At 47.7% G+C, this 19,746-nt stretch carries 18 protein-coding genes; 7 read left to right on the top strand and 11 right to left on the bottom strand.

The features are described from left to right. Positions 1–43: 43 nt before the first annotated feature. On the bottom strand, positions 44–1,249 hold the full coding sequence (locus tag ACSHWX_RS05100; RefSeq protein ID WP_435667134.1) for an ABC transporter substrate-binding protein: 1,206 nt from the start codon (positions 1,247–1,249) through the stop codon (positions 44–46). A gap of 233 nt (positions 1,250–1,482) precedes the next feature. Between ACSHWX_RS05100 and ACSHWX_RS05095 the strand changes: the two genes are divergently transcribed. Next, on the top strand, positions 1,483–2,520 hold the full coding sequence (locus ACSHWX_RS05095) for a LacI family transcriptional regulator (RefSeq protein ID WP_435667106.1): 1,038 nt from the start codon (positions 1,483–1,485) through the stop codon (positions 2,518–2,520). A gap of 4 nt (positions 2,521–2,524) precedes the next feature. Then, positions 2,525–3,769, top strand: coding sequence for an AGE family epimerase/isomerase (locus ACSHWX_RS05090; protein ID WP_435667105.1), 1,245 nt, complete (start codon positions 2,525–2,527; stop codon positions 3,767–3,769). A gap of 332 nt (positions 3,770–4,101) precedes the next feature. Here ACSHWX_RS05090 and ACSHWX_RS05085 read toward each other — a convergent pair whose 3' ends face one another. The 5 genes from ACSHWX_RS05085 to ACSHWX_RS05065 all read right to left on the bottom strand — a co-directional run bounded on the left by ACSHWX_RS05085 (position 4,102) and on the right by ACSHWX_RS05065 (position 10,629). Beyond that, positions 4,102–5,187, bottom strand: a complete 1,086-nt coding sequence (locus tag ACSHWX_RS05085; RefSeq protein WP_435667104.1) for an ABC transporter ATP-binding protein — start codon at positions 5,185–5,187, stop codon at positions 4,102–4,104. 19 nt (positions 5,188–5,206) lie between these two features. Beyond that, entirely contained in the window at positions 5,207–6,871 is a 1,665-nt protein-coding gene (locus ACSHWX_RS05080; protein WP_435667103.1) for an alpha-amylase family glycosyl hydrolase, read from the bottom strand. Positions 6,872–6,882: 11 nt separating this feature from the next. Continuing rightward, on the bottom strand, positions 6,883–8,037 hold the full coding sequence (locus ACSHWX_RS05075) for a carbohydrate ABC transporter permease (protein ID WP_435667102.1): 1,155 nt from the start codon (positions 8,035–8,037) through the stop codon (positions 6,883–6,885). After that, the gene (locus tag ACSHWX_RS05070; protein WP_435667101.1) at positions 8,037–9,251 is read right to left on the bottom strand and encodes a carbohydrate ABC transporter permease; all 1,215 of its coding nucleotides are present in this window, start codon (positions 9,249–9,251) and stop codon (positions 8,037–8,039) included. Before ACSHWX_RS05070 ends, ACSHWX_RS05075 begins: the two co-directional genes overlap by 1 nt. Positions 9,252–9,351: 100 nt before the next feature. Continuing rightward, positions 9,352–10,629 (bottom strand): ABC transporter substrate-binding protein, encoded by a 1,278-nt coding sequence (locus ACSHWX_RS05065; RefSeq protein ID WP_435667100.1) that lies wholly within the window; start codon positions 10,627–10,629, stop codon positions 9,352–9,354. Positions 10,630–10,876: 247 nt separating this feature from the next. Here ACSHWX_RS05065 and ACSHWX_RS05060 point away from each other — a divergent pair, with 247 nt between their 5' ends. Beyond that, entirely contained in the window at positions 10,877–11,905 is a 1,029-nt protein-coding gene (locus tag ACSHWX_RS05060; protein ID WP_435667099.1) for a substrate-binding domain-containing protein, read from the top strand. Positions 11,906–12,007: 102 nt separating this feature from the next. On the opposite strand, the gene ACSHWX_RS05055 is transcribed toward ACSHWX_RS05060, so the two are convergent. Together ACSHWX_RS05055 and ACSHWX_RS05050 are read right to left on the bottom strand one after the other, a co-directional pair. After that, on the bottom strand, positions 12,008–13,219 hold the full coding sequence (locus ACSHWX_RS05055; RefSeq protein ID WP_435667098.1) for an autotransporter outer membrane beta-barrel domain-containing protein: 1,212 nt from the start codon (positions 13,217–13,219) through the stop codon (positions 12,008–12,010). Continuing rightward, positions 13,188–14,699: a choice-of-anchor D domain-containing protein gene (locus tag ACSHWX_RS05050; protein ID WP_435667133.1), complete on the bottom strand. Its 1,512-nt coding sequence runs from the start codon at positions 14,697–14,699 to the stop codon at positions 13,188–13,190. The genes ACSHWX_RS05055 and ACSHWX_RS05050 overlap by 32 nt, the downstream gene beginning before the upstream one ends. Before the next feature lie 326 nt (positions 14,700–15,025). Here ACSHWX_RS05050 and ACSHWX_RS05045 point away from each other — a divergent pair, with 326 nt between their 5' ends. Next, the gene (locus ACSHWX_RS05045) at positions 15,026–15,343 is read left to right on the top strand and encodes a LysR substrate-binding domain-containing protein (protein ID WP_435667132.1); all 318 of its coding nucleotides are present in this window, start codon (positions 15,026–15,028) and stop codon (positions 15,341–15,343) included. Here the strand turns inward: ACSHWX_RS05045 and ACSHWX_RS05040 are convergent. Further along, a complete protein-coding gene (locus ACSHWX_RS05040; RefSeq protein WP_435667097.1) occupies positions 15,303–16,028 on the bottom strand; it encodes an MFS transporter in 726 nt (241 codons plus the stop codon). The two genes, ACSHWX_RS05045 and ACSHWX_RS05040, sit on opposite strands and share 41 nt — an antisense overlap. After that, positions 16,012–16,416 carry an MFS transporter gene (locus tag ACSHWX_RS05035; RefSeq protein WP_435667096.1) on the bottom strand — a complete coding sequence of 135 codons (405 nt, stop codon included), beginning with the start codon at positions 16,414–16,416 and terminating at the stop codon, positions 16,012–16,014. Before ACSHWX_RS05035 ends, ACSHWX_RS05040 begins: the two co-directional genes overlap by 17 nt. A gap of 292 nt (positions 16,417–16,708) precedes the next feature. Between ACSHWX_RS05035 and ACSHWX_RS05030 the strand changes: the two genes are divergently transcribed. The 3 genes from ACSHWX_RS05030 to ACSHWX_RS05020 all read left to right on the top strand — a co-directional run bounded on the left by ACSHWX_RS05030 (position 16,709) and on the right by ACSHWX_RS05020 (position 19,170). After that, the gene (locus tag ACSHWX_RS05030) at positions 16,709–17,299 is read left to right on the top strand and encodes a TetR/AcrR family transcriptional regulator (RefSeq protein ID WP_435667095.1); all 591 of its coding nucleotides are present in this window, start codon (positions 16,709–16,711) and stop codon (positions 17,297–17,299) included. 13 nt (positions 17,300–17,312) lie between these two features. Next, a complete protein-coding gene (locus ACSHWX_RS05025) occupies positions 17,313–18,272 on the top strand; it encodes an MBL fold metallo-hydrolase (protein ID WP_435667094.1) in 960 nt (319 codons plus the stop codon). Positions 18,273–18,390: 118 nt separating this feature from the next. Continuing rightward, the gene (locus ACSHWX_RS05020) at positions 18,391–19,170 is read left to right on the top strand and encodes a lysostaphin resistance A-like protein (protein WP_435667093.1); all 780 of its coding nucleotides are present in this window, start codon (positions 18,391–18,393) and stop codon (positions 19,168–19,170) included. A 15-nt stretch (positions 19,171–19,185) separates the two neighbouring features. On the opposite strand, the gene ACSHWX_RS05015 is transcribed toward ACSHWX_RS05020, so the two are convergent. After that, entirely contained in the window at positions 19,186–19,623 is a 438-nt protein-coding gene (locus tag ACSHWX_RS05015; protein ID WP_435667092.1) for an Lrp/AsnC family transcriptional regulator, read from the bottom strand. Between the last annotated feature and the right edge of the window lie 123 nt (positions 19,624–19,746).

The following is a 19,746-nucleotide window of genomic DNA, read 5'->3' as shown; positions in this document are numbered from 1 at the left end:
CCCGGAGGAAGTGGGGCGAATATCCGTCGCCCCACCAAGAGAGTTACATTGCAGATTCTACAGCATTCACCAATTCACTGGCAGCTGTTTGAGCGTCATATTCGCCATTGAAATGCGCTGTTACCACATCGTAAATCGCATTTTTCACAGATGCTGGAACTGAGTGTCCATGGGCCATCGAACCAAAGAGACGACCATTTGAACCTGCGTCGGCCAAATCAGCCATACCCTTTTGTCCGCAAGCATCAAAGTCGGCATTTGACACATCCGTACGAGCAGGAACAGAGCCTTTAACAACATTGAATGCGCTTTGGAACACAGGGTTCATTACGGCAGCTGCCATGGCTTTTTGCGCGTCTTTTCCGTGATCAACATCAAACATGACGAATTGATCGGAATTAAAGGTTACTGCGCCTTGAGTGCCCGGGAAGCGAATACATACGAAATCTTCGCCCGGCACTTTTCCCGCACGCAAGAACTCGCCCTTGGCCCAGTCGCCCATGATTTGCATGCCGGCGGTTCCATTAAGAACCATTGTGGAAGCGAGGTTCCAATCACGCCCGGAGAAGTTATCATCGACATAGGAGCGAAGTGTCGCCATGCGTTCAAACGCTTGCACCATTTTTTCGCCGCCAAGTGCATCCATATTGAGGTCGATCATCGTCGTTTTGTAGAAATCATCTCCAAGACTAAGGACGACAGAGTCAAAAAGCGTGGCGTCCTGCCAAGCTTGCCCACCATGTCCGAGTGGCGTGATGCCGTTCTCTTTCATCGCGTCAAGTACGGCAACAAGCTCTTCCCAATTTGTGGGTTCAGCTAGACCTGTGTCGGCAAGTGCAGATTTGTTCATCCAAACCCAGTTTGTTGAATGGACATTAACAGGCGCCGCGATCCAATGACCTTCATGCTTTGAAAAGAACTGAAGAGCTTCGGGAACAACCGCATCCCAGCCTTCTGCCATGGCGACTTCGTCCAGATTTCCCAAAACGCCTTCATTCGCCCAGTCAATGATGTCAAAGCCCAGCATTTGTACAGCTGTTGGCGCATTGCCCGCTGTTACACGTGCACGCAATGCCGTCATTGCACCTTCGCCGCCGCCGCCGGCGACTGGCATATCAAACCAACCGATGCCCTGCTCGGCCAAATCTTCTTTAAGCACATTTAGTGCAGCGGCTTCGCCGCCGGATGTCCACCAATGCAATACTTCAACATCATCTGCGAGTGCAGTGCTAGACGATAGGGCCAACATTGAGACGCCAGCCAATATACATTTCTTGATCATTTGTAATTCCTCCCAAATTGATACTCATGTTTTATAACGTTATAAATATGTATCTTGTCAAGGGCTGTTTTCTACAAAATACTATGACTATGCCCCAATCTACAGGGGTTATGGCCTGTAAAACTAATTTTTTTGCCAGGAGTTGTATGTTTAATCGTTTTAAATTATGCTTCTAGCGAACAATCATTGAAAGACGCTAGATGCCCGGCTTGAATAAACCGCCTCGTCCAACACAGCGAACAATCGCAGACCGCGCAGGTGTCTCGGTTGGCGCAGTGTCACGCGCGCTTTCGAATGACGAAAAAATTGCTGAGCACACGCGAGTGCTGGTGCATAAAATTGCAAAGGAGGTCGGATACGAACCTGACCGAGCAGCGCAACGATTGAGAACGGGCCGTACCCAAGTAATAAGTCTTGTTTTGCCGCCTCACGAAGAAATTTTTGGATTTGGTAGCTCGCTCATCCAAGGAATTTCAGACGGTTTAAATGGATCAGCATTTCACCTAGTTGTAATGCCGGATTTTGGTTTGGAAAATCAAGATGACGCAATTCGGCGCACGGTAAAAAACAGGCTTGCCGACGGCGTTGTGTTTTCCAGAACTGAACCGACTGATCATCGTGTAAAATATCTACTTGAAGAAGATTTCCCATTTGTTTGCCATGGGCGGACAGAGTTAGCGACCGAACACCCTTATGTCGATTATGATAATTTTGCGTTTTCGAGCCAAGCTGCGCAACGTTTAATTGAAAGGGGCGCCTCTAAGTTAATTATTGTGTTGCCCCCAGACAACCTGACATTTCGTCAACACCTGCTGCATGGCTTTATGAATGCCGTACGTCAAGCTGGCGTTGATTTTGAAATTTTGGAGGGAGCTACTTTGGATAGCCCCTCGGAAAAAATTAGACAGGCAGTTCAAGATAGATTAGAGGCCCCCAACCCTCCGGATGGCGTGGTTTGCCCGGGCGAAGTTTCAGGTTTGGCTGTGCTTGCCGCCATCCACGATGCTGGGTTGCAACCCATGAAAGACGTTGATGTGATCGTTAAGCAAACCAGCGGTTTGTTCAATTTAGTGCGCCCAGAAATTGAGAGTCTATACGAAGATTTACCTGAAGCAGGATTTAGAATGGCTAAGCTTTTGCTTCGAAGAATCGCGGGTGAATCGCCAAATAATTTGCAATACATTCAGCCAGTTTCAAGCGGGTCTAGCCCTAGTCGCCGACCAAGTATCGAAAGTTAACATCATGGAATCACCACTTATTGAAAGTCAAGCGCGAGGCGAATCGTTGCTATCGTCTTCTAAGCACCGTTCATTCTTGCTTGCTGATGCGCAAAAACAACTCGCTTTTTTTGACCAAAGCCGTCGGCCCGATGGCGGGTTCTATGTGCTAGAACGCGACGGAACACCGGCCCAAACTACAATCCAAGAACTACATAATACAACACGTATGATCCATTCATTTTCGCTTGGAAAGATTGCCGGCATTGCCAATTGCGAGAATGTCATCGATCAGGGCTTAAATTACTTAACAAGTCATCATCTTGACCCCGAGTTCGGCGGGTATTTTTGGGCGTTAGATGGCAAAAAGGTACATGATGAACGCAAATTGGCTTACGGTCATGTATTTGTGCTTCTAGCTGCAGCAAGCGCCCATGCAGCCGATCATCCGGCCGCACTACCGCTTTTAGACAAAGTTGATGAGGTCTTGGAAAAGCGTTTTTGGGAAAAAGAACACCAACTTTTCAGCGATGAATGGAACCGGGACTGGACGCCATTTTCAACCTATCGTGGCATGAATGCCAACATGCACGGCGTTGAAGCATTACTGTCTGCGTATGAGGCGACGGGACGCCGTAATTTTTTGGAAAAAGCGGGCTCAATTCTTGATTTTTTCGTTTTTAAACGCGCTGCATCCCAGAGTTGGCGCGTACCAGAGCATTACACCGATCAATGGGCTATCGACCATGATTACAGTGAAAATCCCATGTTCCGGCCAGCGGGAACAACGCCAGGTCATTCTTTCGAGTTGGCGCGTCTACTCCTGCAATATTGGGACCTGATGGGGCGGCCAGAGGGCGACTACCAAAACACAGCACGCAGGCTTGCATACCGCGCAGTTGAAGACGCTTGGGATGATGAAAAGGGCGGGTTTTATTACACATTGGACTTCGATGGAAATCCGGCAATCACTGATCGGTATTGGTGGCCAGTGACTGAAGCGATTGGTGTCATGGCGGCATTTATTAAGCTAGGCGGCACCGCCGAGGATGAGCGTTGGTACAATCGATTGTGGCAATTTGCACAGGCAAACTTGATTGATCAAGAATACGGTGGATGGTTTCCTGAGCTTGATGAAAACAATCAGTCAACAGACTGCCAGTTTGTCGGCAAACCAGACATTTATCACTCATTGCAGGCCGCATTGTTACCTTTATGTCCGAACATTTCCCAAAGTTACGAGGGCTTGGCTGAGCTCGCTGGAAAATAGAATGGGCTAGTGTAATTTTGGAGCGACTTTAACTGAATGTACTCCAAGGTTTATAGAGTATCGACCAAAATGCGGGACCTTGCTGCATTCCCGTTTTGGTCGTGGTCCTCTTTATCGTCGCCAGCACTTCCTAACTAGAGTGATTGCCCACGCCTATTGACTATTTCTGATTTCCGCTCAGTCTGCAGATGGTCGACGATATGCTGGCGCAAAGCTTTCGCAACATCAAAGCTGGACAGCATTTGATGCGCAAACTCACGAACGCACGAGGGTATTCCCCACGCGTGTTGATCATAGCCATTTGGCCCGATGAAACTAGAGATCATGCCGGATCAACGATAGTGGAGTGATTGCCCATTGTGGAATATTTGCACTTTTTCTGGTGTCGCTGAAACGCGAACCGTTTTGCCGCGTAGATCGCCGTGAATTCCTGGAAGTTTCCCAATCACCGCATTATCTCCAGCGTTTTCAAAATACAACAAAGTGACTTCCCCCAGGGCTTCGGTGAATTTTACTTTGCCTTCATAAATATGCCCTTCGGTCGTCTCCACCATATCTTCTGGTCGCACGCCGATATTGACCTTTAAGCCCATGTCATCTTGGTTTGTGGGTATCGCAGATACAGCTGTGCCCCCGCCATCTAGTTTTACCTTTGTCTGATTTCCGGTTTCAACGATTTCGCCAGCCAATAAATTCATGGCAGGCGAACCGATGAACTGAGCGACAAACTCGTTTTCTGGGCGCTCATAAAGTTCCAATGGCGTGCCGACTTGGGCGATCCCTTTATTGGCTAGAACGACGATTCTTGTTGCAAGCGTCATCGCTTCAACCTGATCGTGGGTTACATAAATCATCGTGCTTTCGGGCATTGATTCTTTTAACTGAGCGATCTCAATGCGCGTCGCAACACGTAGCGCTGCATCCAAGTTGGACAATGGCTCATCGAATAAATAAACCTTGGGATCACGCACAATAGATCTGCCGATGGCAACGCGCTGTCGTTGGCCGCCTGATAGAGCTTTAGGCAGTCGATCTAAATATTCTTCCAGCTGCAAAGTTTTGGCCGTGCGTGAAATAGCTTCATCAATTTCAGCTTGGGATTTTTTGGCGAGCTTTAGAGCGAAGGACATATTCTCGCGCACGGTCATATGCGGGTAAAGCGCGTAGGATTGGAATACCATCGCGATCCCGCGCTGTGCGGGCGGAATATCGTTTACAACTTCTCCGCCAATTTCCAGCGTGCCTTCAGTGATTTTCTCCAGCCCCGCGATCATCCGAAGCAGAGTGGACTTGCCGCAACCAGAAGGGCCAACAAAGACAATCAGCTCGCCTTGTTTGATATCAAGATTAATGCCATTCAGAACGTTTACAGCCCCGCCGTAGGTCTTCCCTACATCCATTAATTTTACATCTGTCATGATAGTACCCCTTCAGATCCTAATGCTCACGTTTTAGTCCGATATAAACCTGCCAAGGTTCAAGATGAATTTTGTTGCCGACTACGTTTTGAACGCAGCCCAGTTCCTCGCCTAACGGCAGCCAGTTACCACTGGGTAAAGTGAATTCAGATGGCGTATCACTTACGTTAAATGCGCAGTGGATTGTCACGTCATCCAAAAAGCGATTGAACGATACAATGTGTCCATTGGTACTTAGATCGCTATGCGCGCCTATAACCAAAGCTGGATTTGCCTGTCGAAAATGGATCGCTCTGCGATAATGGTGCAAAATTGCGTCCGGATCTTTTTCTTGCTCATCGACCGACATATGCAAATGTTCGTGTGCGACAGGCAACCAAGGTCGCCCTTCCGAAAAACCGCCATTTTGATTGCTTGTTTGCCAAACCATCGGCGTACGACATCCATCGCGCCCCCGGTATTCCGGCCAAAACTCAATACCGTATGGGTCTTGGATATCGTCAAAATCAACGTTCGCTTCTGGCAACCCAAGCTCTTCGCCTTGATAAAGGCAGACCGATCCGCGCAGACACATAATAAGTGTTGCGAACGCTTTTTGGGCATCAGGCGATAAATTCCAACGTGTCGCGTGGCGTTGAACGTCGTGGTTGGAAAACGCCCAACACGCCCAACCATCGGCTGCGACGTCATCAACTTTTTGCAAAACACTCACGATGCGATCGGCGGTTGGCTGTTCTTGCGCAAGAAACTCGAATGCATAACACATCTGCATCAAGTCATTTCCAGCGGTGTATTGGCCTAATATTTCAAGGCCGAATTGCGCATCCCCAACTTCACCAACTGCTGCCGCGCCAAATGGCTCCATAACCGCCCGCAAACGACGCAAAAACGGCAAGTTTTCAGGGCGGTTTTTATCATATAGGTGGTTTTGGTGGTTATAAGGATTAACCGATGGTGCAATCGTTGCATTACGCTCTTCAACTGGTAGCGCAGGATTATTTCTTAGTTCAGCATCGTGAAAATAAAAATTTATCGTGTCCAATCGGAACCCGTCCACACCTCGGTTGAGCCAAAATGTAGCGACATCAAGTAAGGCATCCTGAACTTTTTCGTTATGAAGATTTAGATCAGGCTGAGATGCTAGGAAATTGTGCATGTAATATTGTTCACGCCGCCCATCCCACTGCCACGCAGAACCACCAAAAATTGAGAGCCAATTTGTCGGCGGTGTGCCGTCTGGCTTGGGATCAGCCCAAACATACCAATCCTGTTTAGCATTGGTTTTATCTTTGCGGCTTTGCGCAAACCAAGCATGTTGATCACTTGTGTGGCTCAACACAAGATCAATCATCACCCGAATGCCATGCCCGTGTGCAGCGTCAACAATTGCATCGAAATCGGCCAGCGTGCCAAACATTGGGTCTACGTCACAATAGTCACTGACATCGTAGCCGAAGTCTTTCATTGGGGAGGTGAAGAATGGAGAAATCCATATCGCGTCCACGCCCAATGAGGCAATATAGGGCATCCGTTGCACAATACCGGCTAGATCACCAACACCATCTCCCGTGCTATCTTGAAAGCTACGTGGGTAGATCTGATAAATCGTAGCGCCACGCCACCAGTCCGTATTCGTGGCATTATTGGTAGCGTTACCCAATGATGGAGTTACGGCTAAATTCATAGTTTTTAGTCCTACTTTACTGAACCAGCTAAAAGACCACGTACAAGGTATTTCTGCATCGCAAAGAACACCAACAACGGAACTGCAATTGACACGAAGGCAGCGGTCGCAAGAATTTCCCAATTCCCCCCTCTGGTACCTAACAGTTCGACAATTTGATTGGTCATAACCGTGGTTTCACCCGTGGCATCGATAAGGAATACTTTGGCCACGAGCAGATCGTTCCATGTCCACAAGAATTGGAAGATGGCAAAAGATGCCAAGGCAGGAAAAGAAAGTGGCAAAATGATCTTCATAAAGATTTGGAAATCGGTAGCACCGTCAACGCGGGCATTCTCGATAATATCTTTGGGTAATCCGACCATGTAATTTCTGAGCAAATAAATTGCAAGCGGCAGACCGAAGCCGGTATGGGCTAGCCATACACCCAAATATCCCTTTCCAATTCCTATACCCAAATGCAGGCGGAGCACTGGAATTAGAGCCAATTGCAGGGGAACAACAAGCAATCCAACAACGATGGCAATCAATATAGCACGACCGGGAAAATCCATCCAAGCCAGCGCATAGGCGGCAAAAGCTGCAATGATAATCGGAATAATTGTCGCGGGAATTGTAACCGTTAGCGTATTGAAAAATGCCTTAGCCATACTATCGGTACTATCGCCGCTAAACAGCACGTTTTGATAGTTCTCAAATGTAAATTCTGGCGGTGTTGTTGCCGTCGCAAAAACCCGTTGACCACGACCTGTCAATTCAACAGGACTGGTCCAACGATAGGTGCCATCCCCCTTAACGGTCATTGTCTCGCCGTCTTTTAGCTCAGCAGTATCGCCTATCTTATTTGCATCAATATCACGAGATGAAGTGCCCCAAACACTGATCTGTGCATCTCCGGCAGTCCCGAAAAGATTGCCTTCGACGATATAGATGCCATTGACTAGATTTTGAGCACCTTCATCATCAGGATCGGCTGTGCGTAATGTCAGGTTCTGTTCGGTAGGGAATAAGGATTCCCACCAGCCAGAACCTGAAATCTGATCTGTTGTCCGGAAGGAGGAGACAAGCAAACCAATTGTGGGGAAAAGCCACAGAAGAACAAGCGCAACAACAGAGATTTGGACGGCCCAGTTTAGGCTAGATTTGCTTCCAGCTATATTATCCATCACTTCATCTCCTGGCGAGCGTTGTAGACATTCCAAATAAGGATTGGGCTGACCAATAACATGATGATCATGGCTGACGCCGAGCCAATGCCCCAGTCATTTGCACGGAATAATTTGTCGAACATGTAGTTGGCAAGAACCTGCGTCTCCCATTGACCGTTGGTCATGGCAAACACGATGTCGAAAACCTTAAGCACAACCAATGTAATAGTTGTCCAAACCACAACGATTGTTCCTGAAATTTGGGGCATTTTGATTTTGAAGAAAACTTGGAATGGATTTGCGCCATCCACAATCGACGCTTCAATTGTTTCTTCTGGTATGCCGCGCAACGCTGCCGACAAAATGACCATTGCAAAACCTGTTTGGATCCAAATTAAAACCACCATCAAGAGGAATGAATTCCAACCAGGGATCGTCAGCCAAGTTTGTGGTTCCCCATAAGGGTGGACCGAAGTGAGCGCGCCCCAAGCAAGAGACAGGAATGAATATGCAATGAAGCCGAGCAGTGCGATGGCGAGGCCGCGCAGAAAAACACCGCCTTTTTCACGAATTGCATTGAACAAGCCATAGCCGACATATCCAACCGCGGCTGTACCGCAAAGCATGAGTGTTGCTGGCAATAGTCGCAGAATTAGCCACGAGCCAACACCACCGTTAAACTGCAACCAAATCGCGTTCAATACGCCGATCTGCGCCTGATCAATGGGGCGAGTGTCATAAATCAATTTAAAGATTACGGCTGCACCAACAAATGAAATGGCCATTGGCATAAAGATTAGAGATTTGGCGATTGATCCCCATTTAATGCGATCAGTAAGTTGGGCGGCCAACAGCCCAAAACAAGTTGAAGCGGCGGGTACGATAATCAGCCACAACATGTTATTGCGCATAGCTTCCCAGAACTTTGGTTCGCTCATCATCTCTTGATAATTAGCTAAGCCAACAAAGGCGTCATCTTGGCTGCGATCAGTGAGTGAAAACCAGAATGTAGCAACAACGGGATAAGCCAGATAAACCCCTAAAGCGACCATGGCGGGCATGACAAATAGCCATGGTCGGATCATATTGGCGCGATTTATATTGCGGCCAGCATTTTTGCCGGTAGCAGGGTATATGACCTTGTCGAGGATTTGGTTGGACAGATAGAAATATAAAAGGCATCCACCGACGCCTAAAAATATTGTGAGTAACCCTTTATATGCAGCTTCCATCAGACACTCCCAAATCCTGTTTATCGTTTAACCCGTTGCCTCCTCAGGCGGGTATAGGCAAGACAGCCCCGCATGTGGGGGCTGCCTTTTATTCGTTGTCTTACTTGACGGCATCCCAGCTTTTTTGAACATCTGAGGCGGCTTCGGCAGCATCTTTGCCTCCTACATAATCCACCATAGCTGTCCAGAACGAACCCGTACCAACGGCACCAGGCATTAGGTCTGATCCATCAAAACGGAATGTTGTTGCACCAAGAAGAATCTCGTTCATCTTTGCTGTAGATTCACTTTTAAACTTAGATGGATCTACGCCCTTGTGAGGAGTTAAGAAGCCACCAAGCGCCATGAAGATTTCATGTGCAGCAGGTTCTTGAAGATACTCAATCAAGTCATGTGCAGCTTGGTTTTCGTTTGTGATCGCCCATAGTGTGCCGGCACCCAAAACTGGTTTACCAAGATCTTTGCTCTCATATGCCGGGAAGTAGAAGAAGTCAGCATCTTCACCAACTTCTGTTCCCTCAGGGAAGAAAGCTGGAATGAATGAAGCTTGGCGATGCATGTAGCATTGTGGCGGAGATGAGAACATGCCTTTTGGGCTATCCCGGAAATCCGTAGAGGCAACAGCACCCGCGCCACCTACAACATATTTGTCATTGCGGGCAAAAGCGCCGAACTCATCAATCGCCGCAACAACTGCCGGATCGTCAAATTTCAGTTCATTTGAAACCCATTTGTCATACATTTCTGGAGACTGAGTGCGAAGCATCATGTCTTCAACCCAGTCAGTCGCAGGCCATCCAGTTGCGCCGCCTGAACCCAGACCAATACACCACGGTGTAGCACCGTCGGCTACAATTTGATCTGTGAGTGCTTTAAGGTCTTCCATTGTCGTTGGGATTTCATAGCCAGCATCTTCAAAGTTTTCCGGATTATACCAAACCAGAGATTTCACATCGACTTTGTAGAAAAATCCGTAAAGGTTATCTGCACCAGCTTTATCTTTGTATGTGCCCAGATCGACCCAAGATGAGCCAGCAGCGTAGTTCTCTTTAATCCAGTCGCCTGTGCCGTCTTTTAGTGGTGTCAAGAAGCCGCGTTTTGCCATATCAGATGCCAAACCAGGTTGCGGAAATACTGCAACATTTGGTGATGATCCAGCCTCTGCATCGATCATGATCTGTTGTTCAAAACTGTCAGAGCCCACATACCTGACGTCATGGCCAGATTTTTCGGCGAAATCAGCGAGAACGACTTCGATGTTCTTTTGGTCAGGTCCGAGCCATGGGCCAAACACTGTCAATTGTTCCGCTTGCGCAGATGCGCCCAGTGCCAAGGTGGCGACACTAGCCAATAAAAGCTGTTTCGTAGCGATGTTCATAAAACTTCCTCCCGTTTATACATCTTCGCTTTTTCAAAACAATGAATATACAATTTTATCCAAAGCGCTTTGGAAGCTAAACTATAACAGATTATTTACTCGTTCTGTCAAGGAAGAAATTTTAACGATATTTTTCAGGAAGTTAAATGAAGCAGAGCGCGCATTGGTGTTTTTAACAATCCCCAGAAAATGAAGGCTACATCAAATATTCTATTGATTTTTTAAGCGGTTTGGATAAATTTGTCGAATGAATTTGAAGGAACTTTCAGAACTTCTGAATTTAAGTCAGACAACAGTTAGCCGGGCCTTAAATGGATTTCCGGAAGTATCTGAACGCACGCGCGAACGTGTTCAAAGGATTGCAAAGCAGAATAACTACGCACCTAATAAAGCGGCAAAAGGCCTTGCTACTGGTCAAACATTGACAATTGGTCACGTCATTTCGACATCTAACCAAAATGAAATGGTGAACCCTGTCTTTGGGGATTTTGTAGCTGGTGTTGGTGAAGTGTATTCCACCAACGGTTATAAGATGATGCTTTCGGTTGTTCCGCCACATGAGGATGAATACCAAGTTTATCGCGACCTAAAAGCACAAAGCACCGTAGATGCTGTGGTTGTTCAAAGCCCTTCCATAAACGACGGCAGAATTCCATTTCTAACAGAATTGGGATTACCATTCATAGTGCATGGTAGATCAACCCAATGCGATGTTCCCTACGCTTGGTTGGATGTCAACAATCGATCAGCTTTCGCTAGAGCAACAGATTTTTTATACGATTTGGGTCATCGCCGAGTTGGCCTACTCAACGGTAGTGAACACTTGGATTTCGCATTTAGACGACGGGAGGGTTATGAGAGTTCACTTATATCTCACAACTTGACCATAGACCCTGACCTTATGTACTCGGATGAAATGACGGAGAGTTATGGCTATCATAAAACTCTAGAATTATTGAAATTGAATAGCCCACCCACAGCAATTTTAACCGCATCAATTATTGTTGCCTTAGGAACTCGTCGAGCCGTTCAAGAATCTGGGATGATCGTAGGCCGTGATATTTCCATCGTCACGCATGACGACCGCTTATCCTATTTCCAGAACAGCGATGACATCCCTATTTTTACAGCAACAAATTCATCCGTAAGAGAGGCTGGGCGCCGCCTTGCCGAAATGCTGTTACAAATTGTTGCAAATCCCGAAATGAAGCCTCCAAGTGAATTACTTGAGGTTGAACTTATAGTGGGTCAATCGACTGGACCTGTTTTGATTTAAGGTGACTTCATCAGATTAATAAATCTGAATTGAAGTCCCCTACGACCTGGCCAATCTCAATATGCTGGCGGTGAGAGAAGAGATGTTTCTGGTCCTGTGTCTTCAGTCCAACGGCACCGAAACGCCGATATTGACCCCATAACTGCTAGCAGCTGTGCCAATTCCATCATATTGGCCAGAAACTGATATGGAAGAGCCGTTTATCGAATTCCAATCAACCCCTGTACCAATCGACGCTGAGAATCCATTGAGCGCATCGCTGTAGGACTTGGATGAAAGTGTGCCGGAGGCTTGGAACGCGTAATGCCCCTTCATCTCAAGCCAGGGTGTCAGCACACCTCCATTTTCAAGCACAATATCGTAAGAAACATACGGGGCAAAACTGATTTCCCCTTGAGCAACCCTTTGGCCGGGTATGCGTACATTCAAGCTGTCGGTATAGGGGTTTTGATTTTCGTCTATGTAAGAGAAAGCCAAAGTTGGTCGCACAGTCCAACCGTCTAAAACATACATCCCACTCAATGCGCCATCCAACATCCAGCGGCTTGTGCTGAAGTGATCAGTATAAGTGCCAAACGGTGAGATGGCATTTTGGGACATGCCCCAAGCGCCTGAAATATCAAAGAACAGATTTTCACCAAGTGCGATCGTCGCATAGGGTCCAACCATAAATCCAGTGCCTTCAACTTTGCCATTGGTCGAGGCAAACGCCTGATTCATCCAATCAATTTGTGCTTTTGCCCCTAACAAGACATCGTCGCTCAATAGATAGTCGGCACCAACATGTATCACACCAAAGCGCCCCGATTGAGTGTTGTGGTCGTTAAAAATATTGAAGCTACCCTCGGACCATATATCCCATTTACCAATGTCGGGAACATTTGCACTACCGGTACGGCTATTATAGAACCCCAAAGCGCCGCGTGCGCTGCCGGAATAGGACAACAGACCCCGGTTTAACGAAACGGCTATAGGCGATGGCAATTGTGCCGCAAAACCGAGTGGGGTGTTAATACTCAGATTGCTTTCTTGCGATATTCCTGCGTCCTTTAATCGAGAAAATCGACGTGTCCGATCCGCTTGATTGTTGAGGATGAAACTGTTCCGTGTACGCAGATAATCGCCAATCATCTGGTTCGTTACGCCGCGCGTTTCTCTCAAGGTGAATGTGCAAGTCACACTCTCGGAAGCCCCCACCACAATGGTTGCTGTACGAACAATCCGATCAGTGGTTGAATCTGTATCTGAGCATGTGATGGACGCTAAACCATAACCGTTCGTATTAAAGTCTGCGGTGACCAAATAGGTCCCCACCAAAAAACCCAGGAATATTGGTCTGTGCTGTGCCACCTATTGAATTAAGTGAGAAATTAAGTGAGGTTGTTGCGGATGAAAAATCAAGTCGAGTGTCCGATCCTTCTACATTGAGCACAATGGTGATATCGCCAACTACATTCTCTCCTGTGCCTTGTATATCAAAGCTATACGGACTCTCGTCGCCGTCATCATTTGTGATGGACAATGTGGCCGTACGTACACCTTGTGCTGTCGGGTTGAATTTAACATGTATGGGGGCGGAATTCCCAGCTGTGATCGTGCCCGGCAGCGCCTGTGTGATCGTAAAGTCGGCCTGATGCGCACCGGAAATTGCAGCGCTGGTGATGGTTAAGTCTGCGGTGCCGGTGTTCTCCACCGTAAAGACACGAGTGACATCGCCGCTGGTGACATCGTGACCACCAAAATAGGTGTGATCGGCAGTGTCAGGCGTCGTATCACCATCTAAGATGGTTCGTCCGCCGCCCGTCACATTGATTTCAGGCAAAGAATTGTTGCCATTAGCCAAGATAGTGAATGTAAACGGCCCTTCGTCACTATCATCGTTGTTTATTCTAACGCCAGCGCCAAAGCCGCCCTGTTGCGCAGTAAAGCGAATGGTAAAACTTGTCGTCGCGTTAGGTGCGACGATCGCAGCAGGTTGGGACGCTACTGAAAACACCTGAGGCAATGAGACACTCACCGCGTTCGCACCCAAGTTTAGGTTCGCTGTACCGGTGTTTTTGATCACATAGGTACGCTCGACAACCGTACCATTGTTTGAGACGGTGCCGAATTGCGTGCCATTGGCGGCGCTCACCGCGGCATTTCCGCTCCCGGTCTCAATGTCATTACCAAATCCGGTGACAACGATTTCCGGCGTCATCGTCGATCCTGGGCCTTGAATGGCAAATGAAAAAGGATTTCTGTCAGGGTCATTATTGTCGATTGTGATTGTCGCTGGCCGCGGACCAGGAGCTGAAGGATTAAAGGAAATCTTAAATTTAGAACTGCCAAAGATGCCGAGGGATGTGGCAGGCTGCGTGATCACTGTGAAGTCCTGTGCAGCAGCACCGCTGATCGTCACGCCGTTGGGAAGCGATAGATTTTCACTGCCGTTGAGCAATCTAGATGTTCCCCTGTTAGATACCGTGAACGTTCTCGAACTTAAACCATTGGCAACATCGGTTAAGCCAAAATCGGTGTGATCGCTGGCTGATGGGGTTGCATCCCCATCGACAATCTGTTGGAACAAAGCCCCTCCAAATAGTCGTACTTCAGGGTCGGCACCATATCCCTCTATACTAAACGTAAAGGGGTTTTCATCACCATCGCTATTATCGATGGAAACCGTTGCCTGACGCTGCTCGAGTTGCGTCGGGTCAAACGTGATAGAAAAGGTGGTGGTGCCGCCATTTGCGCTGACTGGGGTAACTGGTTGCTGGCTCACCGTAAAATCGCCAGAGTTTGCCCCCGAAATTGAGACGATGGGGGGGCCCTGTCAAGTTTAAGGGATCAGGCCCACTATTACTGATTGTGAAGATGTGAGTGTCACTGCCGCCAGTGACGCGAACAGCGCCAAAATTTGTATCCCTGGTAACTGACGGGAAAAAATTGTTGGGGATATTTCTGCCGTTTCCCTCGATGGCAATTTCCGGGGCAGCCATAGCCATGCCGGGTAGAAACAACAGGAGCATCAGGGCGGTAAAATACGCTGCAAACGACCGGAAGGCAGACCCAACATGACATCCTTTGGAAATTCTCGAAAGGATACCTGCTAGGTCAAACGCTGCGAACCCACCCGATATGTGGGTTAAGGTACTTGATACACTCTTCATAAAACGCCCCGGTCAAAATTTTCTTTGCGAGGTTTGCCAAGTGTACAAAGTCAGTTCTATCGTCCAACTCGTTGCGAGCACTGACCTAGTCGGCATCGTGCCGCGCCGTTATGCAGAGCAAGCTTCGCCTCAATACGGCTTGCAGATTTTTGATTTGCCATTGGAGCTGAGTAACCAACAATTTCATCTCATTTGGCACAAACGGGCGGCAGAAGATGAGGGAATTAAATGGTTAAGGGAGAAAATTAAATCTTGCTTTGCACAGAACCAACAAAATCAAACTTAATGGCACGACCCGCGATCCAAAAATGAACCGCAGCCCAAAAACCAGCAATCTGCAATGCCACCAAAGCATAGCGTAATGAATTCGGACCATATGCTGAGAATTGCGCGTCACTCATTAGCCCAACTAATATTGGTCCCAGGCCAAGCCCAATCAAATTGACCATAAACATGAATATGGCAGTCACCATGGGGCGCGAGGAAGCTTCCACGCGGGAATAAAGATGAGAAAAGGTAGGACCAATAAGCATCGCCCCGGTCAATGCTGGCACGATAAAAACGACGAGCGCTAACGTAGTATTGTCCAAGAGATAAAACAATATCGCGAAAGGCTTCGCGATCAATAAAGTAACAGCAATGAACTTAAGTCGCCACGTTGGATCTTTACTGCCAAGGTGGTCAGATATGACACCACCTAGCCATGTACCCAACGCGCCAACGATGCCTATTGTGATCGCTAGATAAATGCCGACATGGGCGATACTCAGCCCGTGAGCGCGGATTAGAAATGCAGCAATCCACGCTCCCGCGCCCAAGCTCACCATTGCGGCAAGGGCGGCACCAAAGAGCGAGTGACAACAACTCTTGTCCATAACAAGTTGTTTTACGAGCGATTTGTAGCCAATTCCTTTTGGTGATGTTTTTTTAAGGTTGGAGTTTGACTTAAGCTCTTCAAATTTGAAATACATCCAAAGCGCCAACAATCATTGAGTGCGATGGCGGCACGCAGCCAGCCTCACCAACCCCCACGCCAACACGCGCGATCAACAAAGTGCCAAATGAGCTTGCCAACCCCATTAAGGCAGTCATGCCACTCCAAAGGGTTAGCGCACCTATTGCGATCATCTTACGGTTGCCGGGGCGAATAATGCGCGCGATAGGGAACCCAAATATGACATAAACGATTGCAAAAGCAATTCCGGACAAGCTACCCAATTGCAAGTCGCTTAGTGCAAACTCAACCCCAATATCGTTTAGCGTAATATTTAAAACTTGCCGATCTAGGTAACTAAGTGAAAACATTGCTGTCAAAGAATAAAGAATTGCCCTGTTCGCCGAATTACTACTGTGCCCCATGTTATTCCCCCAATCAGTGCGCCAATTGGTAAGGCATACAGTACAGAATGGCTAGAGCTTCCTAAATATATGAATATGTGAAAGAACGTGAATGGTTTTGATTGGCGTTTGGTCGCGACAGGATTGGTAAGGTGCCCACTTATCCAAACCCAACATCAATGAACCATATATTCGTTTCAACATGTGCATTCTTTCAATTTCATAATTTATATAGACTGGTCTATTTTAATTTGTTACTAGCAATCTGCCATGAAGGTTTGGTGACTGGGTAGTAATTAATTAGGGACTGACGATGGTAAAGCCAGAAGCAGCAAAAAAAACTAAAGGTGAACTAACACGTGAGCGGCTGATAGCTGTGGCAGCAGAGCTGTTTCAAGCAAAGGGGTACCAAGCGATTGGCCTCAATGAAATTTGCACGGTCGGCGGATTACCCAAGGGCTCGATGTATTACCACTTCCCCAAAGGGAAAGAGGAAATCGCAGTTGCTGTGATCGAAGCATCGAAACTTGAAATCGGCGCAAACATTGAAGCGGCACGTGGAATGGCCGCGAGTGTCGATCAATTTGTGGATTTGCTGAATGGCCATTTTAGTCAAAACCTAAGTGGATCGGATTTCACGAAGGGCTGTCCGATTACCACCATAAACTTAGAGATGGCATCTGAATCCGAAAGTATTCGGAAAGCCTGCGATGCTGCTTTTGCGCATTGGACAGACCAGTGCGCGGCATTTTTGGTTTCAAGCGGGTTTGCATCTGAAAAATCGAAAGAACTAGCTGAGTTTCTTCTCGCAGCGATAGAAGGCGCGATGATCTTGGCGCGCGCTGAAAAGAGTGTTGCTCCCCTCAACCGCGCCGCTTCTCACATAAAACTATATCTCGCGTAACGGAGTATTTCACATGCGTATTATCAAGATTGTAGGCGGCGTTGCTGCCCTCATCGTTGTTGGCATTTTTGGTTTTTTCACCTATCAATTTTGGCCAAGAACGGTAACATCAATGCTGGACATTGATGCGAGTATCCCAGCACCACAAGTTCCCTCGCAAATCAAACTTTCTGCTTTCTCAACGGGACAGAATGTTTCACCCGAAGCGCTGATTTATAGCGGTGGTGATCTGGGCAGATACCATCGCAGTGTTTATTCAGGATTTGTGATTGAGCACCCAAAAGCCACGTTTATGCTAGAAGGTGGCATCGGCACAAACATTGCTAGAGAACATGCGGACAATTTCAATGTGCTTGAAGAGCAACTATTTGCCTTTGAGCAGAGCGAAACGGCCAAACAGCGATTTGCGAACGCGGATTACTATGCGTCAAAGCTCGACTATATTGTTTTAACCCACCTGCACTGGGACCACGCGGCGGTCATCCCTGACTTCCCTCAATTACCAATTTGGACCACAGAGCAAGAATTGACGGACGCCCAAGCAACTGCCGCCCGACAATTTTCAATTTTTGAAGAGTATGTGATGCGGTCTGATACGGATTGGAACTTCGTTCAATTTGATGCAAAGCAATACGGACCGTTTGAGCGCAGCTTTGACGTGTTCAACGATGGAAGCGTCGTTGCGGTGCCTCTAGGCGGCCACACTGCAGGCAGCATGGGATTGTTTGTGAGCACAGCAAACAGCAAACGCTATTTCTTCATCGGCGATGCCAGCTGGTCGTTTAAAGCCATCACTGAGTTACGACCAAAAATTCCTTTGGTTCAAGGCATGGTCGACCATGACAAAGAGCAAACAGAAACAACGCTGGCGCTGTTGCACGAAGTTTGGAAGGACAATCCAGACATCCAGATTGTGCCCACCCATGACGGCCCGATTGTAGATTCAATTACGCAGTTTCCAGCATTTGAATAATTGCAGAGGACAAGCGCGAAGGCATCCGCCCTCTCTAATAGCAAGACAATACTTGCAATAATTTGATTTGTTATTAAATGGTACTCCAATCGGAGGCCAAACGCCAAAACGGGGCAAGATGACGAATACGCAATTTGACTGGGCGAAAACGCGGCAACTCAACTGGGTGCAATTGGTTGCTGCATTTGGTATTCCCAGCGCCATCGCATTCACTGGGTTTCATGCTGTTTTGCCACTCCTTCACGCAAACGGTATGCCTGCCATTGTCGCATGGCCGATTGTTGCTTCTGTAATGTTGCTGGGCTTCACCCTCGCCCCGCTTTGGTTGATGAACAAAGAAGCCAGAGAATTAGGCATTAATTTAAGAAGCCGAATGTGCCTCAAGCCACTTGATCGACGCCAATGGCTTTTTGCATCTGGCATATTGGTTGTCGGGTTAGTTGTTGCTGGCGGCACAGGTGGGTTGAATACGGTCTGGAGTGAGTTTTCCGGGTTAAGCGCGCCAGACCATTTCCCGTTTTTCCTCGATCCAACTATCGACCCGATATCCGTGTTGCCGAGTGACCTGACCCCAGGATTTAGACTAAAGGGCGCCTATTGGTTGATAGGCTTAATGGTTGTTACTTTGCTGCTCAACATACTTGTGGAAGAACTGTATTTCCGCGCTTGGCTCTTGCCCAAAATGTTCGGTTTGGGCGCTGCTGCATGGGTTGTAAATGGCGTCGCATTTGCGCTTTACCACACGTTTCAACTTTGGCTGCTCCCGCAATTGATCCCGCTCAGCCTGTTCATGGCCTTTGTCGTTTACAAGACCAGAAGCATTTGGCCGGCGTTTGTTTTTCATTTCTTGGTGAATTCGCTGAACGTTATCGCAATTGCCTATTTAGTCATATCCTGAATAGCGCCATTGGCTTTAAACAGAACTCAGCAGCAAGTTCGTTTCAGAATTCAAAATCCCATCAATCATGCGAACTTTACGCAATACATTGTCGAACTCGGACAATGATCCCGAGTGGATTTCTGCGATTAGATCCCAATTGCCGTTGGTGGAGTGGATGGTGTGGATTTCTGGTAGGCCGCGTAGTTTTCGAATGACGTCGGCGGTGGATTTTCCGACGATTTCGATCATCATTACGGCGCGGACCTGATCATTGTCATAGTCTTCGCGCACCCGCACCGAAAAGCCGAGCAATGTGCCGGACGCTAAGAGCCGGTCGAGCCGGTTTTGCACGGTGCCGCGGGAGACTTTTAGCATTTCGGCCAGCTTGGCCAATGAGGCGCGTCCGTCTGAGCGCAACAGGCTGACCAATTCATGGTCGAGTGAATCAAGAATGTATTTGTCGTGCTGCATCGCGCTCACTATCAATTTTCACATATTTGAGTGACAATATTATCAAGAAGCTGCCGATTTTTGCAAGCTTTTGCCATTTTAATTGAAATTTTGGCGCGTTACACTCTGTTTTTGTTAATTCAC

Source organism: Maritalea sp. (assembly GCF_051251695.1).
Lineage (GTDB): Bacteria > Pseudomonadota > Alphaproteobacteria > Rhizobiales > Devosiaceae > Maritalea.
This window is presented reverse-complemented; position numbering and strand designations above follow the sequence as displayed.